This is a genomic window from Paenibacillus kribbensis, from assembly GCF_002240415.1.
GTDB lineage: Bacteria > Bacillota > Bacilli > Paenibacillales > Paenibacillaceae > Paenibacillus > Paenibacillus kribbensis.
Genome location: NZ_CP020028.1, coordinates 3942386 through 3968748, shown reverse-complemented (window position 1 = coordinate 3968748; position 26363 = coordinate 3942386). Strand labels below are relative to the sequence as shown.

Sequence of the window (26363 nt, the reverse complement as noted above, 5' to 3'; positions counted from 1 at the left end):
AAAAGACAATTAAAAACCTCCAGTCCACTTTAGACGTGGACTGGAGGTTTTTCGCGGTACATATGATTAAACCACTGGCTTCGTTGTATCGGGCGATGGGCTGGCGGTACGGGTTAGTGAAAAAAGCTCCATTTCTGGTCGGTGTGTGCCTGTCAGCTCATCAGCCAACAGCTGTGCGGCTATCATGCTGGTAACCGTTCCGTTTCCTCCGTATCCTTCTAAAAAGTAACAGTTCGGGAAACGCGGATGCGGACCAATATACGGCAGTCCGTCATGGGAGGAGCCGAACACGGCAGCCCATGCATAATCAATCTGAAATGGCACATCGGGAAAATGCTCTTGTAACGCTTGCAGCAGCTTTTTCTGTTGGTGCAGCAGCCTGATTTCACGCTGGTTTGAGTTCAGCACAGGCTCATCCAAACCGCCGATAATGATACGTCCTTCCCGGGTTGAGCGTATGTACAGATAGGGGCGTGCGGTTTCCCAGATCAGGCACTGCTCGTGCCACAAAGATGAATTCCCAACAGGATTGGTAACGATAGCATAAGAGCTTTCGAGTATGGCTCCGCGATCCTTTTTGATCTCCTGAGTTTCATATCCTGTGGCAAAAATGACTTTTTTCGCCCGAATGGTTCCATCGCTGGTATGGCAAACGACCTCATTTTCGCCAAATTCCAAATGCTTGGCTTCCGTATGCTCATACAAGCGTACACCAAGACGGTTCGCGGATTGCAGCAATCCTCGGGCAAACCGAAATGGATTAACCTCGGCATCCTCGTGGGTGTACAATGCCGCCGGCCTTCGAAAGGGAAACCGGGCAGCCACCTGGGGCTCGTCCCAGTATTCCACCGGGAACCCAAACCGGGTTAGCTGTTTATATTCTTCCTGCAGGATCTGTACATCCTCCGGTGTACTCGCATAGTACAGGCTGCTGCGTCGAATAAAGTAAGGATCGATTTCCAGTGTGGTGGCCAGCTTTTCCAACTGATTCAGAGCATCCTTGCACATCCGGTAAAACAGCACGCCGTTAGCCTCACCAAACGTATGGATGAAAGAGGTCAAGGTCTTATCATTGCTATGTTTCAGCAATCCGGTATTCGCTAAAGAACTTCCATGTACCAGCTTGCGTTTGTCAATAACCACGGTGTCTACCTGTCGTTCTCTCAATAGCCGAGCGCAGAGCGACCCACTTATCCCGCCTCCGATGATCAGTACGTCACAATCCAAATCCTCTGCCAAAGGCGGAAAGTCCGGCGTCTGCTTCAAGGTACTCTGCCAATAGGTAATCCGACTAATCAGATCCATATAAATTGTGCTCCTTATAGGCAAAATGTAGTATCTCATACATGTCGTACATAGTATTTCGCGAAACGGACAAGATAACCAGCGTGCAACAAAACATTTTAAGGAGGCACAGACTATGCAATCTATGAACATGCAACCTTTGACTGGCAAAGAGCTGGAGTACATCGTGGACTCCATTTCTAATGAAGAACTTTTGCTCAAGCAATGTGCGGCGACAGCAGCGTCTATTCAGCAGCCAGCCATTCAACAAGTCTGCTTGCAGTTCGCGAGAACGCACGAACACCACATGAACCTGCTCTTAAATGCCCTTCAACAGCACCAGCAGCTTGCTCCTATGCAACCGCAGCAGTAATTTAGCACTTACCATAAAGGAGGTATGACAGGATGTATCCACAGAACAATATGTCATTTATGCCCGCAGAAGATTTGCTCCATACCATTCTTGCTGATTTGAAACGTACAGTTGGGGAGTATACAACGGCGACTACCGAATCCAATTGTTCATCTGTACGCCAGATGTTCACTGACCTTACGAACGATACATTGCGTGCGCAGGGCGATTTGTATCGCCTGATGAGTCAGAACAATATGTATTCTGCCTCGTCCAAGGCACTGCGCGTCGATTTGGACAAACAGATTCAAGAGGCTCGCAAGAAACAACAGGAATGCCAGCAGTTCATTCAGCAAAAATCGTCCTCGGCAGGAGGATATGGTCAGCCTATGCATCAACAGGGCCAGCCTTCCCATCAGCACAACCCTTATTATATGTAAACGCGACATTCCATCCTTAAAGCAATTTCCCATAACAGCCGTCCGTCTGCCGGGTTTACCGGGGCGGACGGTTTTTCTTTGCAGGTTTAAAGTACGTATTGTATGATGTATAGTAATCTCTTTTGATGGAGGCCTTATGTAGAATGACAGAACTGGATGATTTGAAATTAAAAGTACTGGAATTGTTAAAAGAAGATGCAAGAAGAACACCGACTTTGCTGGCTACTTTGCTGGGGGTTGACGAGCAGGATGTGTGTAAATCAATTAAAGAGCTTGAAGACCAGCATGTGATTGTCAAATACGCCGCTGTGGTCAATTGGGATAAAGTCGACGACGAGAAGGTTACTGCTTTGATTGAAGTACAGATTACACCTGAGCGTGGAAGAGGCTTTGAAGGCATTGCCGAACGGATCTATTTGTATCCGCAAGTGAAATCGGTTTATCTCATGTCCGGGGCATACGACTTGCTGGTGGAAGTTGAAGGCCGCAACCTCCGTGAGGTCGCTAATTTTGTGTCTGAAAAGCTATCACCTATTGACTCCGTATTGTCCACCAAGACCAATTTTACGCTTAAAAAATACAAGCAGGACGGAATTATCTTTGAGGACCATCAGGAAGATAATCGTCTGATGATTTCGCCGTAAAGGAAGATCATGATGAATCTCAAATCAGAAGCATTTACCGATAGCAACAAAGCCATGAGTTCCTATTTGTCCCCGCTGGTACGTGAAATCCCTTCTTCGGGTATTCGCAAGTTTTTTGATTTGGTGGGGAGCAACAAGGATATTATTACCCTTGGGGTAGGTGAACCGGATTTCACCACCCCTTGGCATATGCGGGAAGCCTGCGTTTATTCGTTGGAGCGAGGCTTTACCAGCTATACGTCCAACGCGGGAACACCTGAATTGCGTGAAGCGATTAGTGAATATCTGAATGAGCAATTTGATGTCCGTTATGACCCGAAAAAGGAAATTATTGTGACGGTTGGTGGCAGCGAGGCGATTGATCTTGCCTTGCGCGCATTAATCGTACCCGGCGACGAAATTCTTGTCCCTGAGCCGTGCTACATTTCATATTCTCCAATCACTTCGATTGGAGGCGGGATTCCGGTAGGTATCGAAACATTTGCCAAGGATGAATTCAAACTGACCGCTGAGGCACTGGAGGCTAAAATTACACCTAAATCCAAGGTGCTGATTTTATGCTACCCGAGCAATCCGACCGGAGCTACGATGACTTATGAAGATTGGCTTCCGATTGCCGAACTCGTGGAAAAGCATGATTTAATCGTTATTTCGGATGAAATATATGCCGAATTGAATTATGGCGATAAGCATGTCAGCTTTGCTTCTGTGCCGGGTATGATGGATCGTACGATTCTCGTTAGTGGCTTTTCCAAAGCCTTTGCCATGACAGGCTGGCGTATTGGATATACATGCGGGCATCCCGACCTGATTGCTGCTATGCTCAAAATCCATCAGTACACCGTCATGTGTGCGCCCTCCATGGGGCAAGTTGCTGCCCTGGAAGGCTTGCGGAATGGTTTGGGCGAGAAGGATCGTATGGTGGAAGCCTATAATCAGCGTCGCCGTCTAATGGTAGAGGGATTCCGGGACATTGGTCTGGAATGTCACGAGCCGCGAGGAGCTTTCTACGTTTTTCCTAGTATTCAAAGCACGGGACTCAGCTCGGATGAATTTGCGCAGCGCCTTTTGACTGAGGCGAAGGTAGCGGCTGTGCCGGGGAATGTGTTCGGTTTGGGAGGAGAAGGTTACCTTCGCTGCTCATATGCGACCTCTGTCGGTCAGCTGACGGAAGCACTGGATCGGATCGGCCATTTTGTAGAAAAAGTAAAAAAAGAAGGCTAAAATTATTTTTTTATGGTTAAAAAATAGAAAATAGTCTTTTATTTCTAAATTTATATGCTATAATTTGAAATCGAAAGCAGGAAGTTCAATTTTTCAAATTGCAGGAGGAATGCTCATGTCATATGTTGGATATCATTCGTCGCGTTCAATAGGATACGACATTTCCCTGGAAGATGAAATTTTGCTTCTGCGCAATGAGATGATGCAGACGTTTCAGGAAGAACAGTCCTTCACCTCTGATCTTGTTATCGAGATCAGCTGCAAGCTCGATTTGAAAATCAATGAATACATGAAGCTGTATGGTACGGAGTGCAAGGTGTGACCGTGTGCAGTCAGTTGAACGTACGAGGAAGGCCGCAGGGCCTTCTTTTTTTGCGTTCACCACTTATGATATATTAGTGGCATGGAAGAGGGGGCGCACAGATGAGAGCAGGAATAAAATGGCTGTCACCATGGATTATCGGAATGCTGGCACTCGCACTATTGGCCGGATGTGGTGAACGGGACAAGGACAGCTTTTCCATTTTTATTATGGATAAAGGGGATGCTTCAGTCGTTCGTGATGAGCTGACACAAAAGCTTAAGGATAAGCTGGGCGGGCAGGCTCCCAATATCGAAATTTCAGTTAGCCCGCTGTACAACCAGCAGAAACTGGTCGTTGAGTATGCGGCTGGGGAGCATGATCTGTTTCTTTTACCGGAAGAGGATATGAAGCTGTATGGACAGAATGGCTCGAATCTTCCGTTAGACGATGCCTTTGACAAAAAAACGTATGCTCGGGGTGTGTTCGAGGGCGGTGTATTTGAGAAGAAGGGGCAGGGAGAAGAAGGAACAGATGTGATCAAGGAAACTCATTTATACGGGATTCCCGTGGAGCAGATGAAGATGTTCAAGGATTTAAAATATAACTCAAAAACATTATTTGCTACCGTGCCTCCACGTACAAGCAATAAGGATGAGGCCATCAAGGTGCTGAAAGCATTAACGGAATGATAAAGGGGATGGAGTACGATGGGGATTTATACGAGAACAGGTGATGAGGGACAAACTTCGGTGATCGGCGGTCGGGTGTCCAAGGATGATGACCGTGTGGAGGCATACGGTACAATCGACGAGCTGAACAGCTTTGTAGGACAAGCCATCAGCTTTGCCGAAGGAGAAAAGTTTGCGGATATCCGGACCCAATTGGAGGAAATACAGCAGGAGCTGTTTGATTGCGGCTCGGATTTGGCATTTGTCAAAATCAATGAAAGCAAATATAAGGTGAAAGACGAGCTGGCAGAGCGGCTGGAAGGCTGGATTGATGCATGTCAGGAGGAAAATCCGAAGGTGGAGCGGTTTATTATACCGGGGGGCAGCACATTGTCTTCTACGCTACATGTTTGCCGTACCGTGTGTCGCCGTGCGGAACGCCGTGCTGTCACACTGGGGAAGCACACGGATATTAATCCTGCGGTACGTCGGTATTTGAACCGTCTTTCCGATTATTTCTTTGTCGTGGCCCGCACAGCGAATGTGCGTCAGGGCGTACCCGATGTCGAATATGTGCGGAGCAAAAAAGTGTTCCGCAAATAAGGAGGCAACCGGGAATTTGTGATGGACTTGTACTATGAACCTATCGTATATATGATCCCTCCTGAGGAGGAGGGCATGCTGTTGAAGACGATTTTACAGAAAAGAATGAACATTTCACGGAAGCTGATATCCAAACTCAAGCTAACAGAGCAAGGGATCATGCTGAACGGGACACGAGTGTACATCAGCGTAAAGGTAAAGGCTGGGGATCGGGTGGAAATCCGCATGGAGCGCGAGCGTTCCGATGATATTTTACCTGAACCGATTCCTTTTGACATTTTGTATGAGGATGAGCACCTGTTGGTCGTAAACAAGGCGGCGGGAATCATTGTTCATCCGACACATGGACATTACACAGGCACTCTGGCTAACGGAGTTGTGCATTATTGGCAGTCCAAAGGAGAGCTGTTCCGGTTCCGTCCTGTTCATCGTCTCGATCAGGAGACGACAGGTGTGCTCGTTGTGGCTAAAAATCCGTATGTGCACCAGCATATTTCCGAGCAGATGATTGCGGGAACGGTGGATAAGCGCTACACAGCTCTGGTGCACGGGTGTCCTGGGCAACCGGAAGGACAGGTGGATGGACCGATTGATCGCAATCCGGATGATCCGCATATGAGAATGGTGACTCCGAGTGGTTATCCTGCTCTGACGATGTACAAGCTGGAGGAAGCCTGGAACGAAGGGAGCCGAATGGGTCTAAAACTGGAATCCGGGCGTACACACCAGATTCGTGTGCATATGACGTACATCGGGTGCCCGTTGATCGGAGACAAAATGTACCGGGCGATACCCGATGACGCAGCGCGTCGTGAGCAATATGAGCAGCTTGATGCCCAGATGCCTCGGCAAGCGCTGCATGCCTCGGAACTGTCCTTGGTGCACCCTGTGACAGGGGAGCGACTGACGTTCTGTGCTCCTCTACCGGATGATATGGCCGAAATGCAGGAGCTGTTAAGAAACAAAATGGAGGATTAACCTAATGAGCCAGTTGAAAATATACCAGTATTCCAAATGCAGCACCTGCCGTAATGCAGTAAAATGGCTGCAAAACAAAGGATATGAGCCGGAACTGATTCCTATTTTTGAGCAACCGCCCGGACCGGAGGAACTGGAAGATTTGATCCGTAAAAGCGGACTGGAGCTCAAGAAATTTTTCAATACGAGCGGTGAGGTTTACAAGGAGTTAAAGTTGAAGGACAAGCTCGGAGATATGAGCCGTGAAGAGCAAATTTCACTTCTGTCCTCGAATGGGAGATTGATCAAGCGCCCCATCGTAACAGACGGGAGCAAAGTCACGGTAGGCTTCAAAGAGGAAACATTTGAGGAGGCATGGGGTGCTCAATAACGCCCAATTCCGCTCTGCGATATGGTATACTGTTGGGGTTAAATAATATGAATGAATGGAGCAATACAATCTGTGACACAACGTAATGAACAATCCATAATGCTGGTTGACGGCATGGCTCTGCTATTCCGCGCTTATTATGCAACTGCCGCAAACGGATATATTCGTCGCACAAAAGCTGGAGTGCCAACAAACGCTATATATGGTTTTATTCGATATTTTTGGGATGCTGTCCAAACGTTTAATCCCACTCACGTTATTTGCTGCTGGGACATGGGCGGAACGACTTTTCGCGGGGAGCATTTTGCTGCGTATAAGGGAAATCGAGCTGACGCACCGGATGATTTGGTTCCCCAGTTTACATTGATTCGTGAAGTGACGGACAGCCTTGGCATTCCCAACATTGGAGCTGAAGGCTTTGAGGCGGATGATTGCATCGGCACGCTCGCACGCCATTATACGCAAAATGAGGACATGGATGTGATGATTCTCTCAGGGGATCATGATTTACTTCAATTGGTGGATGAGCGGACACGGGTCATCATTATGAAAAAAGGCCACGGCAACTATATGGTGTATACCCCGGAGACATTGTTGGCTGAAAAAGGGCTTAAGCCGCGCCAAGTAGTAGACATCAAAGGCTTAATGGGGGATGCGAGCGACAATTACCCGGGGGTACGCGGTATTGGTGAGAAAACAGCGCTCAAGCTGGTGCAGGAATATGACTCCATTGAAGGTATTCTGGAGAATCTGGATCAGTTGACGCCATCGGTGCGCAAAAAGATTGAGAGCGATCTGGATATGCTGCATCTTTCACGCAAGCTTGCTAAAATTCATTGTGATGTGCCTGTAGCGTGTGCTTTGGACAGCTGTCTGCTGACACTGGATCATGTGCAAATTGTCGACAAGTTTGAGCAGCTTGAAATGAAAAGCTTATGTACGTTGATGGGGGTTGCCACCGGATCATAGATCAATAATGAGGCAGCTATGCTTCACATGGTGTATTCAGGCAAAGTGCCTGTGAGGATGCTGACGTTTGGATCGTTAGTGTCCTTCTTTGTGCCATAGGCATCAACAAAGAAACAGTCATGTGAAGGATTATATACAATTGTGATCAGGGGATTGACCTTGAGCACGTTTCAGGTGAATATAGTGGATAGTGAAACGGACAACGATTGAGAGGGGACAGCAGAAGCTATGACAGTATTGGGAGCAATTGAAGCAGGCGGTACCAAATTTGTATGTGGAATCGGCAATGAACAGGGAGAGGTACTGGAGCGTGCGAGCTTTCCAACAGCCACACCAGCGGAAACGATGGAGAATGTCATTTCATTCTTTGAAGGGAAGGGTATTGAAGCGCTGGGAGTAGGGTCATTTGGACCGATTGATCCTATCGAGGGCAGTGATACATATGGCTATATTACGACAACACCCAAGCCGCATTGGGGGAATTACAATCTGATTGGCAAGCTGAAGGAGCATTTTGATGTACCGATGGGATTTGACACCGATGTGAACGGAGCAGCATTGGGTGAATCCATCTGGGGCGCGGCCAAGGGATTGGACAGCTGTCTGTACATTACGATAGGTACAGGGATCGGGGCAGGTGCTTTGGTTGGGGGTAAACTGATTCATGGATTATCACATCCAGAGATGGGGCATATTCTGGTGCGTCGTCATCCAGAGGATACTTATGAGGGTACATGCCCTTATCACGGAGATTGTCTGGAAGGACTGGCAGCAGGTCCTTCGCTCGAAAAAAGATGGAAGGTTAAGGGACATGAACTTTCTGTTGATCACCCGGCATGGGAAATGGAAGCGTATTATCTCGCACAGGCTTTGATGAGCTATGTATTAATCCTGTCACCGCAAAAGATTATTATGGGCGGAGGCGTAATGAAGCAGGAGCAGTTGTTCCCGCTTGTTCGCAGCAAGCTTCAAGAGCTTTTGAACGGCTATGTACAGCATCCGAGTCTGACAACAGACATTGATCAATATATCGTAAGTCCGGGATTGGGTGACAATGCCGGATTGTGTGGTGCTCTTGCCTTGGCAAAGGAAAAGCTAAGTCGTTGAGAATTTCTGGTTGACGACGCTCCAAGGTACGGTTATCATATAAACAACAGTATAGTACGGCTCAAAAAGGGAAGCACCTTTCTTGCGAATACGCGGGATAGGTGCTTTTTTTTGTGTTTTTGCGTTGTGCGGGACTGTAATCAACGATACACAGGGAGGAAAATCATGGAGATTGTATTTTTAAATCGCTTGTCCAAACGGAATGAACATGGCGATGAGAGCTTTGCCCAGGTATGGATTGGGCAACATGAAGGGATATGGAGTGCTGGCTGGAGTACGCACCATGGCTTGGATGAAAGCACGGATGATCTTTGGTATGAGGGCAGCTTGTGGCAGGAATTGCTGCATGTGTACCGCCATGAGCTGGCGCTCAAGATGGCTGAGGGCTACAGACCCTTGATCCATGGGGTTTTTCATGAGCAGGAAGGAGCAGCAGGACGGGGGCAATCGCTGCAAAAGCTGTACTGTTATTGCGATTTATTTCCGCGTGACGATGTATATGAGCAATTGACAATGTGGAGACGGCAAAAGGCAGCCGCCGAGCGCAAAGCCCCTTATTTTATTGCTACGAATCGGTTGCTCCGACTCATTAGCGTTTATCTTCCCCATACGGAAGAGGAATTGCTGGAGCTGCCCGGTGTGGGCCAGGGCAAGATGTCTCAATATGGGAAGGAGCTGCTGGCTATTACGACACAAAATGACCGGACCACATCATTTCCGTTGAATTGGGTAACCGAGACGCTGGAAGAAGAAGTTTTTTTGTCATGGATGTACAAACAAAAACAGAACCAGTACAGACAGGAGCTGAACAAATTCAGCCTGACAAAAACGATTATTGAAGGTATTTCAGACGGTCTTTCACTGGAACACATCGGAATGAAGGCAGGCTTGCATCGTAGAGAGATGATTGAAGCTGTGGAGCATCTGGACAGGGATGGATTTGATATGGAGAAGCTAATCCGTAAGGAACTGGTGAACGTATCCGAGGAAGAGCAGGCAGCCATCTGGTCTGCCTATGAAGAGTTAGGGGATACGCTGCTCAAGCCCGTCATGCTGCAAGTGTACGGCGAGGAAAAGGCGGCAGAAACAGGGCTGGATCAAGTTTATGAGCGTTTGCGTCTAATCCGTATCCGTTTCCGACATCAGGGGACAGCAGATCGACATGTGGGATAACCTAATACAAAATCGGAAGCACCGATCATTCGCCGAAAGGCAAAATAGGTCAGTGCTTTTGTGAATAGAAGTAGTGATTGTGCGGGGGAAATACACAACAATACAACAAAGCAGCAGCTATATCCTGACCGGATACGGCTGCTGCCTTGGCTACTCTTTTTCCCTTTCAAACCCAGTCCTTCTTGCGGAAAATAAAGAACATACTCACGCCCAGCGCCACCATAACACCAATAACAACGAAATAGCCATAATGTGTATGAAGCTCAGGCATATTGTCGAAGTTCATTCCATATATTCCGGTAATCACCGTCAATGGCATGAATATGGTCGTAATTGCTGTAAACACGCGCATAATATCATTGGCACGGTTGGCAATACTGGATTGATAAGCTTCTCGAAGGTTACCCATCAAGTCGCGGTAAGTTTCGAAAGTCTCCGAAATTTTCACAGCATTTTCATAAATGTCGCTAAAATACTTTTGCAATTGATCGTCGATGAGGCGTAAATCCCGTTTATTCAAGGTATTAATGACCTCTTTTTGCGGTCCCAGCACCTTTTTCAGCCACAAAATCTCACTGCGCAAGCCGATGATCTCATTCAAATGCGACTTTTTCGTATGCATTAGAATATCTTCTTCCAGCTTTTCAATGCGGACCTCAATCCGGTCACCAACCAGAAAATAATTATCGACGATCAAGTCGATCAGCAGATACATAAAACGGTCCGGCTGACTTACTTCCTGCTCCCACAGCAAAGGCTTAAGAGTGCGAAGCTCGTTGATTTTTTGCTTGGTCACCGTAATGATAAAATGACGACCGAGAAAAATGTTCAAAGCACGCAAAAATATTTCTTCATCATCAAAACGAATACTGTTTACAACGATAAAATAATGGCTTTCGTAAATTTCAATCTTCGGACGCTGCTCTTCTTCGCTCAAACAGTCCTCTACCGCAAGATCATGCATGGAGAATAAAGGCTGGAGCACTGCCAGGTCTTCAACATCGGCATCAATCCAGTAAAAGCCTTCTGCCGGTGCAGTAAGCGCCATTTCAATTTCTTCGACAGGGGTAAAAACCCCGTTGTTTACCAAACGGATTTTCATATATGTCACTCCTTATGCTCCGTCGCAACGGAAATACGTGTACCTTAAGCATAAGGAATGGACTCAGTTAGCCGGTTAGCCGGTTCGGATAAGCGAGCATTCCCATTAAAAGCCGAAGGCTTTTGGAGCATGCAGAGCCTGGCGTCCCGTCTTTCGGCAAGCTAAAGTCATTCCTATGCTGTTGTTCAGGGATCGCCGCCTATTCGGACTCGGGTCGCCTTCCATTCCGGATTCACCTCACAAATATTCTTTTTAGGTTGCCACAATAACGCAGAAAGCACTCAAAATCTGCACTGTTGCACCATTATTTTGCCTATTAGCACTTGTATAGTATAACGCTCGGCCTACGGCCTTTCAAGCGCAAAATCATGGCTGAATCAACAGTAGTGACGAGAGCTTCAGCGATAAGAGGGGGATGGTTTAACCTATGGAAAAGGTAGACAAAATGTGAATGGAGGACACGAATTTACAAGTCCCATCTTGACGAAGCCCAGCCGATGCATTAAAGTGTTTAAAAAGAACATTGTAAACCTAAAAGAATACAGCGAAATCTTATCAAGAGCAGGTGGAGGGACTAGCCCGATGATACCCGGCAACCGGCGATTCTAATCGCACGGTGCTAATTCTTGCAGGACGTGCGCTTTGTATACAAGCGTGCTGCCCTGACAGATGAGAGAGGCGCATATGGATACAAATATGACCTTTCTCTAACTGAGAAAGGTCTTTTTATTATATGCCCGGCATCTCGACAAGACGATTTTCGCAAAACTTACTAACGAGGAGTGAGTTACATGCCGATTAAGATTCCGGATACACTACCTGCCAAAGAAGTGCTGGAGGGCGAAAATATTTTCGTAATGGATGAAAGCCTGGCCTATCACCAGGATATCCGTCCGTTGCGCATCGCCATTTTGAATTTGATGCCTACAAAAGAGACGACAGAAACCCAACTGTTGCGACTGGTCGGCAATACCCCGCTGCAAGTGGACGTTACATTGGTACACATGAAGTCCCATGTATCCAAAAATACATCACAAGAATATTTGAACATGTTTTATAAAACGTTTGACGAGATCAAGAACAGTCGTTTTGACGGTATGGTTATTACAGGTGCCCCGGTAGAGCAGCTTGAGTTTGAAGATGTGAACTACTGGAAGGAAATCCAGCAAATTTTTGAATGGACGAAAACGAATGTCACTTCGACCATGCATATCTGTTGGGCCTCACAGGCAGGTCTATACCATCATTTCGGGGTCCCCAAATACGGACTCGACTTCAAATGCTTTGGCGTATTTCCACACACGGTTATTAAGCCTAAAGTGAAGCTGTTACGTGGCTTTGATGAACTTTTTCATGCTCCTCATTCCCGGCATACGGAGGTTCGGCGAGAGGATATTGATCGCATTGCCGAATTAGAGGTTTTATCCGAATCCAAGGAAGCTGGAGTGTATCTGGTCGCCACGTGTGATGGCAAACAAATTTTTGTAACTGGCCATTCCGAATATGATCCACTCTCGCTGAAATGGGAATACGATCGTGATGTGGCTAAAGGATTGGATGTTGAAGTTCCCAAAAACTATTTTCCGGACGATGATCCTAAACGCACACCGCCCTCTATCTGGCGTGCGCATGCCAATTTATTATTTTCTAATTGGCTTAACTATTATGTATACCAGGAAACACCTTACGATATCGGGCCCCAGATTTAAAAAGGGGCTTGAAATTTACCTTTCTGCAGTACCACCTTGCAGTAGCGCAGCAGTATAGTATTTGATCATCCATTTTTGCAGCATATGTTACATCATCTAATATGGAAGTTAATGGGAGGATTCATATGAGTGAGAAACAGTGGAAAATCGAAAGCAAATTGGCACAGATCGGTTCAGTGGAGGAGCCAGTAACCGGGGCTATTAATTATCCGATTTATCAAGCTACGGCGTTCCGCCATCCCCGTCTGGGCCAAAGCACAGGATTTGATTACATCCGGACGACTAATCCGACGCGAAAGGTACTGGAAGAGGCTTCCGCTGTACTGGAATCTGGTGATGCAGGCTTTGCATGCAGTTCCGGCATGGCGGCGCTGCAAACGGTATTTGCTTTGTTTGGACAGGGAGATCACCTCATTGTATCGCTGGACCTCTATGGCGGGACATATCGTTTGCTGGAGCGCATTTTATCTAAATTCGGCGTGACGGCAAGTTATGTGGATACAAATGACCTTGAAGCGCTTGAACAGTCATGTCGACCGAATACCAAAGCTGTATTCATAGAAACGCCTACGAACCCGTTGATGATGATTACGGATATTCAAGCGGTGGCTGAATGGGCATCACAACGTCAGTTGCTTACCATTGTAGATAATACGCTGCTAACACCATATTTCCAGCGTCCTTTGGAGCTGGGTGCCGATATTGTGGTACATAGCGCAACCAAATATTTGGGTGGACACAATGATGTGCTGGCAGGCTTGATTGTAACCAAGGGCAAAGAGCTGTCGGACGAAATTTCCTTCCTTCACAATTCTATAGGAGCTGTGCTTTCCCCGGGCGACAGCTATCAATTGATGAAGGGCATGAAAACGCTGGCGCTGCGTATGGATCGACATGAGCATAATGCGACGGTACTTGCTAACTATTTATTGACCCACCCTGCAGTGGCGGAAGTATTTTATCCAGGGCTCGAAGGTCATCCGGGTCGGGAGATACAAAACAGACAATCCAGCGGCAATACAGGTATTTTCTCCTTTAAAGTAAAGGATGCTCGCTATGTGGAGCCATTGCTTCGTAACATTAAGCTGATTGCTTTTGCCGAAAGTCTGGGCGGGGTAGAATCGCTGATGACCTATCCTGCTGTGCAGACACATGCCGATATACCGGCAGAAATTCGGGATGCAGTTGGGGTAGATGACAGGCTGCTGCGTTTCTCCGTAGGGATTGAGCATACAGACGATTTAATTGAAGATTTGCGTTCGGCGCTGGAAGCGGCACGTCAGGAAGTTGAAGGAGGGGAGCAACAATGATTGAGGATGCAAAGAAAATCGAGCAAACTCTGGATAAGGAGCGAAAATTCGCTACCAAGCTGCTGCATTTTGGCTCTGAAATTGACAGTGTAACAGGTGCGTCGAGTGTCCCCATCTATCAGGCTTCTACCTTTCACCATCATGATATCTATAATCCTCCACAGCATGACTATAGCCGTTCCGGTAATCCGACACGACAAGCTTTGGAGGACTATATTGCTCTGTTAGAAGGCGGGGCCAGAGGCTTTGCCTTTGCATCGGGCATGGCGGCCATTTCCACTGTATTTATGCTTCTGTCCGCCGGAGATCATGTCATTGTTACGGAAGACGTATATGGAGGAACCTATCGACTGTTGACTACCATACTGAAACGGATGAATATTGAAACGACCTTTGTTGACATGACGGACCTCAACCTCGTAAAAGAGGCCTTGCAGGAAAATACAAAGGCTGTGTATATGGAAACCCCGTCCAATCCTACACTCAAAATTACCGATGTAGCGGCAGTAGCTTCCTGGGCACAGGACAACGGACTTTTGACGCTGCTGGATAATACGTTTATGACCCCTTATTATCAGCGTCCGATTGAGCAGGGTGTTGATATTGTCCTGCACAGTGCGACCAAGTTTCTCGGCGGACACAGCGATGTGCTGGCAGGACTTGCGGTAGCACGTACCGAATCGCTCGGGAGACAAATCAAGCAGCTCCAAAACGGGATGGGGACTGTGCTGGCCCCGCAAGAGTCATGGTTGCTCATGCGCGGCATGAAGACACTGGAAGCTCGTATGGCACATAGTGAAAAGAGTGCGGCAAAGCTTGCGAACTGGCTGAACGACCGAGCCGATATTGAGGCTGTGTACTATCCGGGGCTGGAGAATCATCCGGGGCGTGCTGTTCACGAGAGCCAATCCAGCGGATACGGTGCAGTGATATCGTTTGATGTAGGTTCTGGTGAGCGGGCAAAAGAAGTTCTCAGTCGCGTGCGTATTCCAATTGTCGCGGTGAGTCTGGGAGCTGTGGAAAGCATCCTGTCTTACCCGGCGATGATGTCACACGCGGCTATGCCGCATAGTGTGCGCCTGGAGCGAGGAATTACAGATGGACTACTTCGCTTTTCAGTAGGTCTGGAGGATATTGATGACCTGATCAGCGATCTGAACGAGGCGTTAAGCTAGAGCTTCAGCACCTCAGAGCATCTTGGCGTTTTCACGCAGGAAGCGAATAGGTACAGTACTAACAGCAAGTTTCCAGTATTTCAGGAGGCTTGCTGTTTTCTATAGAATGATATGAAGGACAGTGCGAAAAATGGCTATACTTACTGTTGAAAATCAGCTGGGAGCTGCATATTTCTCAAGGTGAAAAGCAGAAAGAAGCGGGAATAAGTATGGTTCCTTACCTAAAGATATGTTAGTATTATCAATAGGTTTTACTATGCTAAATAGCACAGACAACATACAAGGCCAGTCATGAACATACATTACGGCAGGGTTCGAACGCAGGTTTGTGAAAGCATTCTCGTTCATAAGTCCTGTCTTTCATTTCGTCGCCCTGTGAAAGCAAAGGAGGATACACCATGAGTGTAATCGACCATATTTTAGATAAAGCCCTGCGCGGCGAACGCCTGAATTTAGAGGATACCGTTGCTTTGTTTGAATCAGACGAGGTAGAAAAAATCGGTCATGCAGCAAATAAGGTCATGAATCGCATGCATCCTAATCCCGTTAAAACCTTCGTCATCGGACGAAATATTAACTATACGAATGTGTGCGACGTATATTGCCGTTTTTGTGCATTTTACCGCAGACCGGGTTCAGATGAAGGCTACGTTCTACCGGATGAGGTGATCTTTCAGAAGATCAAGGAAACACAGGATGTTGGAGGCACTGAAATTTTGATGCAAGGCGGTGTAAATCCGAATCTGCCGTTCAGTTACTATACAGATTTGCTGAAAGGCATCAAGGAGCGTTTTCCCGATATTACGATGCACTCCTTCTCGCCGGCTGAAATTCATAAGATGAAAGAGAAATCCGGCCTTTCCATGGAAGAAACCATTCAAGCCATTCATGAGGCCGGACTGGATTCATTGCCCGGTGGAGGCGGAGAAATTTTGGATGACCGCACTCGCCGCAAAATCAGCCGTCTCAAAGGGTCTTGGCGGGATTGGATGGACGTGATGCAAACGGCTCACAAGGTTGGTATGAACACGACGGCTACGATGGTTATCGGCTTTGGCGAGTTGATGGAGGAGCGTGCGCTGCATTTACTGCGTGTTCGTGATGCTCAGGATGAATGTATTGAAAACAAATATAATTCTGAAGGATTTTTGGCCTTTATTCCCTGGACCTTCCAGCCAGACAACACGAACCTGAAGAAGGAGCGCCAGACGCCGGAGGAATATTTGAAAACTGTTGCGATCAGTCGACTTGTACTGGATAACATCAAGCATATTCAGTCTTCGTGGGTAACCATGGGACCGGAAATCGGCAAAAAATCTCTCTACTATGGCTGTGATGATTTTGGCAGCACGATGATTGAGGAAAACGTCGTTTCCGCCGCAGGCGCAACCTATAAGGTCAACATCGAGTCCATTTTACAGTTGATCCGCGAGACTGGTAACATCCCGGCGCAGCGTAACACCCGTTATGATATCATTCGTACATTTGACAGCGCCAGCAGTATTGAACATGATTTTATTATGCAAAATTAAGAATAGATCCGTTCATATTTTTTAATCATTAAAAACGCCTATTTAACATTAATCCGTGCAGAGGGATTAACGTAGATAAGCGTTTTTTTGATGTGTTTATAATTACATTTTATTCTTCTTCAAATCCCATTAATATAGAAATGTCTTTGATATGTAATGCATAGGCAATTTTTTCAATGTTGTTAATATTCAATTCTTGAAATTTATTGTTGCACAAATTAGATATTTTGGATTGTGGAACTCCCGAGAGTTCCTCTAATTTCTTCTGTGTTATTCCACGATCTTTTAGAACTTCTTTTAACTTAATTCTGAACTTTAACATATAAATATCCTCCGAATATAGAAAAGACTAACCAGAATTTGAACTGCTCCCCGTCAAGTAGACAGTACAAAAAATAAAAATGAGTTAAGCGGCCTTGCTCCTGAATTTCATTGGACTGAGGCCGTTTAGTTTCGCTTGTAAACGCTCGTAATTATAAAAGTGGATGTAGTCCTCGATATCCCTTTTGAGATCCTCAAAGGTGTGGTATGTATGCAAATAATACTTTTCGCATTTTAAGGTTCCCCAGAAAGATTCCATGGGACCATTGTCAATGCACCGTCCCACCCGGGACATGCTCTGGGTCATTCTATACTTATCGAGCATCGTTTTGAAATCCAGCGAGGTATACTGGAAACCACGATCGCTATGAAGCATAGGTTTGCTTCCTGGGGCCACTTGCAAGGCCCGTTTTAACGTCTGGAACACAAGCGGATTGTTATTGGAGTGCCCGAATACATAGGAGACAATGGACTTATCATAAAGATCGAGAATCGCGCTTAAATACGCTTTCTGACCATTGCCATACTTGAATTCAGTCACATCAGTTACCCACTTCTCATTTGGTGCGGCTGCATGGAAGTTACGGTCTAACAGGTTCTCAGCTACCTGTTGTGGAGTGGAATGTACATATCTCTTTTTCTTCCTGCGGATGACAGACTGGATTCCTTTCACCTTCATCAGACGGTACACGCGCTTGAGGTTAATGGTTTTTCTCGTCTGCTCCCGCATATGCAGGGTTAATTGACGATACCCAAAGGTACGCTCCACTTTCTCATAAATAGACATCATAACATGCGTAAGCTGCTCATTCTCCTGCTCATGAGAACCGGGCTTGCGATGGAGCCATTTGTAATAGCTTGACCGTGGGATTCCTGCAATTTCACAAAGAAGCTGAATGCTGACAGCTGCTTCTTCCCGAAGTGCCTGAATGGCCAGGTAGACGTTCACTTGACGATGTTGGCTTAGCTTCGCCTCCTTTGGACTTCCTGTAACTTTTTTAGAAATGCATTCTCCACCCGAAGCCGTTCTATTTCATATTGCAGCTTCTTCATATTGAGCTTCTGGAGGTCCGCTTCTGTTAACTCTTCCGGCACCTTCTTTCGTCCCCGGCCATCCTTTAACGTATCCTGACCACCATTTTCAAACTTCTTCACCCATTGGTATACCTGCGAGTAGGAGACCTGAAACTGCCCCGCCGTCTTACGGTAATCACGCTGATGTGTAAGGCAATACTGAACAATATCCATCCGTTCCTGCCAGGTTGTAGAACGCCCCTTCGTCATTGCTTTCGCTCCTCCTGTATAAGCTTTTAAGCTGCTATGACGATTATACTGCTTAATCCAGTCGGAGAGTTGTGTTCGACTTGCTATCTTGTATTTATCGATGATCTGGTACTGAGACAATTCTCCCTTCAGGTAATCCTGCACCGCCTGAAGCTTCAGTTCAGCACTGTAACTTTTATTATAAGTACGAGTTTCTAAACCTTCATAACCATACACTTTGTAACGACGCTTCCATTTCCATAAAGTCACTTTACTCACGCCGTATTTTCTGCTTGCTGCATTAAAACCGATGTCACCTCGTTCGATCTCTTCAAGGATAGCTAATTTTTCCGAAGCAGTAGTATATGATTGTCTGGACATAAAAAACTCCCCTTTCAGTAGCAGGTTTTAACTATTTCACCTGTCTACCGTAAGGGGAGCATATCAAATTCTGGTTAGTCTTTTAATACGAATAGACGCCCTCTCCAAAGGTAAACGGTCTATTTCAGTGCCTTTATTAACACAGCCACCGCTTTTATAAGCGGCTGTTGCTAGAGAGTGAGGATGCTACAACATCCTTACTCTTTTTTTAGTGTATACATCTCAGCCTGCGGGTCTGTCATTTGAATGATCGCCTTGAAGCGCTGCAAATCCAAAAGATGAACATGATAGACAATAGTCTTTTCAGTTTTTTCATCGACCAGATCTTTCTTAATCTCATTCAAGTTCTGAACAGGACTTCCCACAGACATACGTTGTATACGAAGCCTGCGGTACAGGGCATCCTCGACAGTCTGCTGGTTGTTGCTGATGACACAAACCATGCGGGTCAGACCAGTAAACATCAGCCGAGTCGTTTCGTAGGCGGCGAGGCAGGACAAGGCCGAGTACAGAGCTGGTTCCCAGCCTAGCACGAAGCCAGCCGTCATGAGCAGTAAACCATTACAAAGCATCACAATTTGTATCAGCGGAATTTTCCGTTGTGTTAGAAATAGAGCCGATGGGCGGCCATCGTCAGATTCGTTTAGCCCTAGCGAATCGAGCAGACCACCGTGACGGGCCGCTAGCCCTGCGCCAAGCCCGATACAGATTCCGCCTCCCAAAGCACATACAACCGGATGGCCGCTCACTGCCGGGAAGGGCGACAGAATAATGGCTGAGCCTGAAAAGGCGAACAAGCCGGGGAGCGCCCGAAGCAGCATGGGCTTGTGGGTAGACAGTGAATACAGCAGCATCAAGGGCAAATTCAAAACGAATAGCAGCAACCCAAAATGCTCCTGTGTATAAAGCGACACAAGTCTGGAGATGCCTGTGACGCCTCCAGCGATCATATCATGTGGATGTAAAAACAATTCCAGACCGACGGATGCTGTAATCCCGCCAATCACCGTATAAAAGACAGGGAACCTGCTCGCATCTCCTGAAGCGGACTTCACAAGCCGCTTCATAGAGCTTCGGCATGCTTTTCAATGTGCTGCATAGCCTTCCCTCCTCATGGATTGTCGTATCCAGCTTCTACAGTTATATCGTCTTACTCTCTTCCTTTCGAAGGCGAGGGTCTTTGAATTTGAATATTTTGTTCAGCATATTAAAAATAGGTTTGGATTGCTTGGTCAGCAACGGACCAAGAATCGCCAGTATGAGAACATAAATGGCTGCAAAGGGCTGAACAATATCAAGCAAACCGCCTTCTTTACCCAAATTGGCCATAATAATCGAAAATTCACCGCGCGCGACTATGGTCAAACCAATATTGGCGGATACTTTTGGGGATAAGGAGGCCGTGCGTCCAGCCAGCATCCCGGCCCAAATATTACCGAACAGCGTAAGAATGACCGCCGCCAGTGCCAGCCATATTGCGTTTCCTCCGAGGGATAACGGATCAATGGAAAGTCCAAAGCTGAAGAAGAACAGGGCGCCGAAGAAATCGCGGAAGGGCACAATTAAATGCTCAATCCGTTTGGCATGCTCTGTCTCAGCCAGTACCAGGCCGACCAGCAGGGCTCCGATGGCTTCCGCCACATGAATCGTTTCCGAAAAACCGGCCACCAGAAACAGGGAGCCAAAAACAACAAGCCCGAATACCTCATTGGAGCGAATTCGCAGAATCCGATTTAACAGAGGAACGGCCTTTCGACCGATGATAATGACTGCGAGCATAAAACCAAGCGCAATCAGCGCCGAAAGCAGCACACCCCCGAGCGAGGATGAATCGCTGAGCACCAGTCCGGAGAGGATGGAAATGTATACGGCGAGGAAAACATCCTCAAACATAATAATGCCCAAAATCATTTCGGTTTCGGCATTGGCGGTCCGCTTGAGATCCACCAGCACCTTGGCAGCAATGGCACTGGATGATATTGTCGTTATCCCGGCGATGACCAGCGTCTCCGCAACGGGGAAACCGCTTAGGAAGCCAAGAGCCAGCCCCAGTGTGAAATTGATGCCGATATAAATGGTACCGCCCAAAGCTATGGAGCGGCCTGATTTGATCAGGCGGCCTACTGAAAACTCCAGACCCAAGTAGAAGAGTAGAAACAGTACTCCGATTCTGCCCATAAAATCAATGAACGGGGCGCTTTCGATAAACCGGAAATCAAAATGCCATAGCTCCATCGCGTGCGGTCCAACGGCCATTCCAATCAGGATATAAAAAGGGATGACCGAGAAGCGCAGCCTGGAGGAAATAAGCCCGGCTGCAGCGATTAGAGCAATTGCCAACCCAACCTCAAATACCAGATGATCCATCCAATCACCCGCTTCCGTTCAAAAGAATTTGTTTAAACCGCTTTTGCTGATCACGTTCCCCGACAACGACCACAGTGGCATCCTCATTAATAACCACTTCAGGGCCAGGATTTACAAACTTCTTCCCTTTTTTCTCCATAATAGCAATGATGGTAGCGCCCGAATTTTGCCTTATATCCAGATTACCGATTGATTTGCCAACACTTGCATAGTGGGGCTCCACTTTGTACCATTCGATAATAAAATCGTCAAATGTCATTTCTACGCTTTCAAGCTGTTTGGGTTTATACGTCATGCCACCGATGATGGAGGCCACCTGTCGCGCTTCCTGATCATTCAGGGTGGTCATGGAAATGCTTTGTTCCAGATCCTCGTAATCAAAATGGTACAACTCACGCCTGCCGTCATCATGAATAATAATGACAATTCGGTCGCCGCTTTCAGCATCTATTCGATACTTAATCCCGATTCCTGGCAAAATAGACTCTCGAATATCCATTTGTAAAGCCTCCTGTACGATACGTTTATTTGAAATAAATGATATGGGAAATAAATCACATACTTTGAGTGTAATATGGAATATGAATTAATTGTATAAATTTATTAAAATTTAATAGAAAACCCTAAATAAATTTTTCTTATTAGAACTCATTGGGAAAGATCAACAAATAGACATACAAATGTGTGGTATGCATGCAAAAAGGAGAGGTTAAGCCACATAACTGGAGGTGAATTTGATGGGAAACAAGCACAACTGCTTTTTCAGCTTGCAAATGACAGGGATGAAAGGCAGACGAAGCTTGGGGATGCTCAGAAGTAGCACAAGCGCGATCAAAATGACAAAAGGGAGTGATTTGGCCGCAGCAACCACCAGATGAAGCAATGGGGAGGACTTACGAATAGCTGGTTTGGAGTGATGCTCCAGCCCATGGGAATCCGTTTCCAATGAGGAGGCCTCAGCATAAGGCATCAAAGAAGAGACCGCAGTAAACTGCAGGGATTGAGTGGTATCTTCTGCATGAAATGTCACAGGAAGGGACAAAATCTGAACGAGGCTCAATATGACGACCATACATGTACGCAGTATGTTCAGCATCGTTGGCATCTTATCCCCTCCCTCTTGTGAAAAATTCATATTACTATAACCTTAACATACCCCACCTTAAATATTCAAACGTCTTTCGGTTTTGCTCTTGATGAAACCGATTATTTCCTTATAAATATGACTTCCCGTTTCCAGTCGTTCACTTCGTATAACCCTACAGAGGCCGCCATATACTGAAAGCAGTGATCGAAAGGAGTGAGCCAATGGAACTGTTTACAGTGTGGACCAATACAGATGGAGAACAGGAAGCCGATCGTTTCTACGAGGTGGTCAAAAGTAGAACCAAGGGACTACATATGTCACGGCGCGGATTTCGATTCATTTTCAGACAGCTGGAAAACAAAGTGGCATGGACCTGCAAGGGCACGGAGAGCAATTCGGAGTTTGAAAGCTTTCTTCCCTGTGTATACAGCATCATGTCTTCAGCGATAGCGGATTATATTATCCAGGTTAAGGAGTGGGAGCTGCTTGATCAAATTCTCACCAAAGCCTGTTCGCTGCTGGAGAAAGAGGACACGACCCAAATTCGCAGCATGATTCGCTCCCTGGTAAATGATGATGGACCAAGAGGACGTTTAAAGCGCCATGGTAAACTGACCGCTCTCCTGGAAAAGGATTTCAAGGAGCTTCGTGTAATGAACTTGGAAGGGCTTATTCAATTCAGACTGCATGCGTATAAAAAAGAGCTTGAAGAAATCGTCGATTATGCCATGGAGGAATTCTGGGCAGATCGGCAGTATGAAGAATTTATGGGGCTGCTCAAATACTTTGTATTTTTTCAGGAAAGTAAAGTTCCGCTCGTGCATGTGCTTCATCAAGGCGGGCATGATTTTACCATTCTCGATAGCGCCATGGTCCCTATAGCGACTCCCGACGCGGATGACATCATAGTGGAGATGCCGGGAATTGAGCTGGAAATGGAGGTCGAGGATCGAATTGTGAGCACCCTTATTTCGATCTCCCCTGCTTCCATTATATTGCATACACACGATGAGCACACCCCCATTGTGCGAACGCTGCTGCATATTTTTGAAGATAAGGTAAAGCTGAGCAGACTCTACCCAGGTCAGGATGTTCAAAAATAATAAAATGTTTTGTATAATCCAACGGATTTCTGGAAAGCCTTTGCCTCAAGGGGAGGTTTTTTATGAGATCCATGTTGGTATGGAAACGGATTTTGGGCACCGTTCTCATTGCAGGCTGTGTGATGATGTCGGGTAATGAAGTATACGGTCACAAAGAACCGGTCCAGCATAAGAAATGGCAATCAACACCTGTTTTGGCCCCACCCGAAAACCAGGTCATTACGACCATGACGGTCACGGCAACAGGATATACAGCAGGCTATGAGTCCACTGGCAAACGGCCAAATCATCCCGGTTACGGTATTACGTATTCCGGTGTAAAAGTACGTCGTGACAAAAACACACTGTCCACGATTGCGGCTGATCCCAAGACGTTTCCCTTGGGCAGCATTTTGTATATTCCAGGTTACGGCTATGGCATTGTAGCAGATACAGGATCAGCAATTAAGGGCAACAAGATTGACTTGTATTTTAAAACAACCCGGCAGGTGTATTCCGAATGGGGTAAGAAAGACGTAAATGTCCAAATTATAAAAAAAGGGAACGGAAAATGTACGGAAAAGATGATACAATCGCTCCAAAAGGCGATCGAAACGCATAAATCCATTCCGAGCTCAACACTGGATGCTTCCATTTAATCCTTGAATATTGTCCTTTCTGACTTCACATACTATGTTGCGGGATAAGCTTATCCCATAAAACATACTGGGAGGTTGAGATTTATGCCAAATCAAGGCGGAAGCTCGAACATGAACCAAGGCGCCAAAGCAAGCGCAGGCAATCAGTTTAAAGCAGAATTTGCACAAGACAATTCGGTAGGTGTCGTTTCTCAAAAGGTGAAAAAGTCTGAACAAAATAAAATTCAAGACAACTACCAGACACCAAATGAGAAGTATAGTGAAGAATTTGCAACAGATGTGGCAGGTACAAGTGCAGTAGCGCAAAAAGTACAAAACGCCAGTCGCAACAAAATTCAAAGCAATGCTCAAACACCGAACCAAAAGTTCGATGAAAACTTTAACACGAAATAAAAAAGCATATACAATCGACAATGCCTCGGAATTCTCCGGGGCATTTCGTATGGGGAAGTACATATAGGTCTAAGGATTTATCTGCTTTTTAATTTTTTTTAAGGTGGAATTAAGGTTTAAAGTGCAAAATAAAGTCAGTTAAACAACACCACCTTGAAGCATAGGGTTTGGGAGGAGATATATAATGGACGAATTCAAAAATAATAATTCCGGACGCCGGAACGACAACGATCAGGTTGATGCTGATAGAACAATTCGACAAAATGAATCAAGCGGTTCCTCATATTATTATTCCTATGGCCCTTTTTCTTCAGTTCAATCGGACGGACAACGCAAAGAAGAGCAGTTGATGGAGAAGGACGTAGAGATTACGCCACCGCAGGCAGTAAGACCTTTTCCTCCCTCCTACCATCGAGCTGTGCCTGAGCAACAGGACGGTTCAGGTCGGAATGGTGGCAACTGGCAATTCAAGCCGAATAAGCCCAAGTCACAAATCAAAACGATTTTCCTGTCTTTTTTGGCCGGAATGCTGGTTATTACGGTTTTGATGTATACAGCTGATCGAACCAATATGTTTACACCGGAGACGGCGCTAACTTCGGCGGCAGCGGAAAGCGGCGAAACGACAAATTCAGGATCGACGGGTTCTGCGCCAAGTGCAGTTCCGGCTGTGATGCCTTCAGGTACTGCTGATGTTCAATCCGTTGTTGAAAAGGCGGGACCTGCGGTCGTCAAAATCGAAACGCTTGCCAAGCAGTCAAGTGGCAGACAAAGCAGCCCTTATTTTAATGACCCGCTGTACCAATACTTCTTTGGAAATCAGTATGGAGACAGCAATGGTAATAGCGATGGAAACAGCAGTAATAGGAACGACAGCAGCAACAGCGGACAACTGACCCCGCTTGGTATCGGTTCCGGGTTTATTTTTGATAAATCGGGCTATGTTCTGACCAACAACCATGTTGTTGAAGGTGCAAGCGTCGTTCAGGTTACTGTAGAAGGAACCAATAAACCGTATGAGGCTAAGGTGCTAGGTAAAAATGCAGACCTTGATTTGGCGGTACTTAAAATAGACGGTAAAAATAACTTCCCAACGGTAACGCTTGGGAATTCCGATAACGCTAAAGTCGGCGAGTGGATGGTAGCCATCGGTAACCCTGAAGGCTTTGAACATTCGGTCACAGCCGGAGTGTTGAGTGCAAAAGAACGTACGATCACGATTAATAGTGAATCAACTGGAAATCCGACGCAATACAAGCATCTCATACAGACGGATGCGTCCATTAATCCAGGTAACTCTGGTGGACCGCTATTGAACTTGCGAGGCCAGGTTATTGGTATGAACGTAGCTGTGAGTGCAGACGCACAGGGAATTGGTTTTGCGATTCCGTCCAATACAATTTTGGAAGTTGTCGATAAGCTGAAAAATAATCAGCCGATTCCGAAAGAACCTGTGCCTTTCATTGGTGCAAGTCTGTTAAATTTGAGCCCTGAAGTAGCCAAGGAACTGGGTACATCCCAGACTGAAGGCTCGGTTGTACGAGATATTGTTTACAAATCGCCTGCTTATCAGGCAGATCTGCGTCCTTACGATGTGATTATCGGAGCCAATGGCAAGCCTTATAGCACATCACAAGAGCTGATCCAGTTTATTCAAACACAAAAGGTAGGTACAGCACTGACGCTTAACATCGAACGGGCCGGACAGAAAAAGGACATTCAACTGAAAATAGGCAACAAAAATGATTTTAGCTCGACGCTTCAACAATAAGCTAGTAACTCTATACAAATGAGCATGGAACAAGAAACGGAAGGAAGAGCCCTTCCGTTTCTTGCTGTATGCGGCGGCAAGGTGCTACATGCGTC

General features: G+C 46.4%; 28 protein-coding genes and 1 riboswitch. Of the genes, 20 read left to right on the top strand and 8 right to left on the bottom strand.

Features of this window, described 5'->3' with window-relative positions:
* Nucleotides 1–66: 66 nt before the first annotated feature.
* The gene (locus B4V02_RS17680; protein ID WP_094155786.1) at nt 67–1305 is read right to left on the bottom strand and encodes an NAD(P)/FAD-dependent oxidoreductase; all 1239 of its coding nucleotides are present in this window, start codon (nt 1303–1305) and stop codon (nt 67–69) included.
* 115 nt (nt 1306–1420) lie between these two features.
* Here B4V02_RS17680 and B4V02_RS17675 point away from each other — a divergent pair, with 115 nt between their 5' ends.
* The 12 genes from B4V02_RS17675 to B4V02_RS17620 all read left to right on the top strand — a co-directional run bounded on the left by B4V02_RS17675 (nt 1421) and on the right by B4V02_RS17620 (nt 10116).
* Nucleotides 1421–1657 (top strand): hypothetical protein, encoded by a 237-nt coding sequence (locus B4V02_RS17675; RefSeq protein WP_007429544.1) that lies wholly within the window; start codon nt 1421–1423, stop codon nt 1655–1657.
* A 32-nt stretch (nt 1658–1689) separates the two neighbouring features.
* Entirely contained in the window at nt 1690–2076 is a 387-nt protein-coding gene (locus B4V02_RS17670) for a spore coat protein (protein WP_007429545.1), read from the top strand.
* Between the two features lie 143 nt (nt 2077–2219).
* Complete coding sequence (locus tag B4V02_RS17665; protein ID WP_094155785.1) at nt 2220–2720, top strand: Lrp/AsnC family transcriptional regulator; 501 nt, start codon at nt 2220–2222, stop codon at nt 2718–2720.
* 12 nt (nt 2721–2732) lie between these two features.
* Nucleotides 2733–3944: an aminotransferase class I/II-fold pyridoxal phosphate-dependent enzyme gene (locus B4V02_RS17660; protein WP_007429547.1), complete on the top strand. Its 1212-nt coding sequence runs from the start codon at nt 2733–2735 to the stop codon at nt 3942–3944.
* Nucleotides 3945–4059: 115 nt separating this feature from the next.
* The gene (locus B4V02_RS17655) at nt 4060–4266 is read left to right on the top strand and encodes an aspartyl-phosphate phosphatase Spo0E family protein (RefSeq protein WP_007429548.1); all 207 of its coding nucleotides are present in this window, start codon (nt 4060–4062) and stop codon (nt 4264–4266) included.
* A 101-nt stretch (nt 4267–4367) separates the two neighbouring features.
* On the top strand, nt 4368–4937 hold the full coding sequence (locus tag B4V02_RS17650) for a type 2 periplasmic-binding domain-containing protein (RefSeq protein ID WP_094155784.1): 570 nt from the start codon (nt 4368–4370) through the stop codon (nt 4935–4937).
* Nucleotides 4938–4955: 18 nt separating this feature from the next.
* A complete protein-coding gene (locus B4V02_RS17645) occupies nt 4956–5519 on the top strand; it encodes a cob(I)yrinic acid a,c-diamide adenosyltransferase (RefSeq protein ID WP_013370109.1) in 564 nt (187 codons plus the stop codon).
* A gap of 21 nt (nt 5520–5540) precedes the next feature.
* Nucleotides 5541–6497, top strand: a complete 957-nt coding sequence (locus B4V02_RS17640; RefSeq protein ID WP_094155783.1) for an RluA family pseudouridine synthase — start codon at nt 5541–5543, stop codon at nt 6495–6497.
* 4 nt (nt 6498–6501) lie between these two features.
* Nucleotides 6502–6867 (top strand): arsenate reductase family protein, encoded by a 366-nt coding sequence (locus B4V02_RS17635; protein WP_094155782.1) that lies wholly within the window; start codon nt 6502–6504, stop codon nt 6865–6867.
* Between the two features lie 72 nt (nt 6868–6939).
* Nucleotides 6940–7836: a 5'-3' exonuclease gene (locus tag B4V02_RS17630; protein WP_007429553.1), complete on the top strand. Its 897-nt coding sequence runs from the start codon at nt 6940–6942 to the stop codon at nt 7834–7836.
* A 228-nt stretch (nt 7837–8064) separates the two neighbouring features.
* Nucleotides 8065–8943, top strand: coding sequence for an ROK family protein (locus tag B4V02_RS17625; RefSeq protein ID WP_094155781.1), 879 nt, complete (start codon nt 8065–8067; stop codon nt 8941–8943).
* Nucleotides 8944–9108: 165 nt separating this feature from the next.
* A complete protein-coding gene (locus B4V02_RS17620; protein WP_094155780.1) occupies nt 9109–10116 on the top strand; it encodes an HRDC domain-containing protein in 1008 nt (335 codons plus the stop codon).
* Nucleotides 10117–10282: 166 nt separating this feature from the next.
* Here the strand turns inward: B4V02_RS17620 and corA are convergent, their stop codons facing one another.
* Nucleotides 10283–11218, bottom strand: coding sequence for a magnesium/cobalt transporter CorA (gene corA, locus B4V02_RS17615; protein WP_094155779.1), 936 nt, complete (start codon nt 11216–11218; stop codon nt 10283–10285).
* Between the two features lie 549 nt (nt 11219–11767).
* Nucleotides 11768–11894, top strand: a riboswitch (SAM riboswitch).
* Nucleotides 11895–12009: 115 nt separating this feature from the next.
* On the opposite strand from corA, the gene metA reads away from it, so the two are divergent.
* From metA to mqnC, 4 genes are all read left to right on the top strand, one after another.
* Entirely contained in the window at nt 12010–12927 is a 918-nt protein-coding gene (metA, locus tag B4V02_RS17610; RefSeq protein WP_094155778.1) for a homoserine O-acetyltransferase MetA, read from the top strand.
* A gap of 125 nt (nt 12928–13052) precedes the next feature.
* Entirely contained in the window at nt 13053–14237 is a 1185-nt protein-coding gene (locus B4V02_RS17605; protein WP_094155777.1) for a PLP-dependent transferase, read from the top strand.
* Nucleotides 14234–15412 carry an aminotransferase class I/II-fold pyridoxal phosphate-dependent enzyme gene (locus tag B4V02_RS17600; protein ID WP_007429570.1) on the top strand — a complete coding sequence of 393 codons (1179 nt, stop codon included), beginning with the start codon at nt 14234–14236 and terminating at the stop codon, nt 15410–15412. Before B4V02_RS17605 ends, B4V02_RS17600 begins: the two co-directional genes overlap by 4 nt.
* A gap of 398 nt (nt 15413–15810) precedes the next feature.
* Nucleotides 15811–16944: a cyclic dehypoxanthinyl futalosine synthase gene (gene mqnC / locus B4V02_RS17595; protein WP_094155776.1), complete on the top strand. Its 1134-nt coding sequence runs from the start codon at nt 15811–15813 to the stop codon at nt 16942–16944.
* A gap of 109 nt (nt 16945–17053) precedes the next feature.
* Here mqnC and B4V02_RS17590 read toward each other — a convergent pair whose 3' ends face one another.
* From B4V02_RS17590 to B4V02_RS17565, 6 genes are all read right to left on the bottom strand, one after another.
* On the bottom strand, nt 17054–17266 hold the full coding sequence (locus B4V02_RS17590) for a helix-turn-helix domain-containing protein (protein ID WP_094155775.1): 213 nt from the start codon (nt 17264–17266) through the stop codon (nt 17054–17056).
* A gap of 84 nt (nt 17267–17350) precedes the next feature.
* Nucleotides 17351–18909, bottom strand: a protein-coding gene (locus tag B4V02_RS17585) for an IS3 family transposase (protein ID WP_094155774.1) whose coding sequence is annotated in 2 segments (ribosomal slippage) — nt 17351–18255 and nt 18255–18909 — 1560 coding nt in all. Because the reading frame shifts where the segments join, the coding sequence is not laid out codon by codon here.
* A 197-nt stretch (nt 18910–19106) separates the two neighbouring features.
* On the bottom strand, nt 19107–19964 hold the full coding sequence (locus B4V02_RS17580; protein WP_094157028.1) for a YitT family protein: 858 nt from the start codon (nt 19962–19964) through the stop codon (nt 19107–19109).
* An 85-nt stretch (nt 19965–20049) separates the two neighbouring features.
* Entirely contained in the window at nt 20050–21276 is a 1227-nt protein-coding gene (locus B4V02_RS17575) for a cation:proton antiporter (RefSeq protein WP_094155773.1), read from the bottom strand.
* 4 nt (nt 21277–21280) lie between these two features.
* Complete coding sequence (locus tag B4V02_RS17570) at nt 21281–21775, bottom strand: cation:proton antiporter regulatory subunit (RefSeq protein ID WP_094155772.1); 495 nt, start codon at nt 21773–21775, stop codon at nt 21281–21283.
* Nucleotides 21776–21985: 210 nt separating this feature from the next.
* Nucleotides 21986–22381, bottom strand: a complete 396-nt coding sequence (locus B4V02_RS17565) for a hypothetical protein (RefSeq protein ID WP_094155771.1) — start codon at nt 22379–22381, stop codon at nt 21986–21988.
* Nucleotides 22382–22584: 203 nt separating this feature from the next.
* Between B4V02_RS17565 and B4V02_RS17560 the strand changes: the two genes are divergently transcribed.
* The 4 genes from B4V02_RS17560 to B4V02_RS17545 all read left to right on the top strand — a co-directional run bounded on the left by B4V02_RS17560 (nt 22585) and on the right by B4V02_RS17545 (nt 26268).
* Nucleotides 22585–23466 (top strand): putative sporulation protein YtxC, encoded by an 882-nt coding sequence (locus B4V02_RS17560; RefSeq protein ID WP_094155770.1) that lies wholly within the window; start codon nt 22585–22587, stop codon nt 23464–23466.
* Between the two features lie 62 nt (nt 23467–23528).
* Nucleotides 23529–24104, top strand: coding sequence for a 3D domain-containing protein (locus tag B4V02_RS17555; RefSeq protein ID WP_094155769.1), 576 nt, complete (start codon nt 23529–23531; stop codon nt 24102–24104).
* An 84-nt stretch (nt 24105–24188) separates the two neighbouring features.
* Complete coding sequence (locus B4V02_RS17550) at nt 24189–24497, top strand: hypothetical protein (RefSeq protein ID WP_007429578.1); 309 nt, start codon at nt 24189–24191, stop codon at nt 24495–24497.
* Nucleotides 24498–24681: 184 nt separating this feature from the next.
* Nucleotides 24682–26268, top strand: a complete 1587-nt coding sequence (locus B4V02_RS17545; RefSeq protein ID WP_094155768.1) for a S1C family serine protease — start codon at nt 24682–24684, stop codon at nt 26266–26268.
* Nucleotides 26269–26363 lie beyond the last annotated feature (95 nt).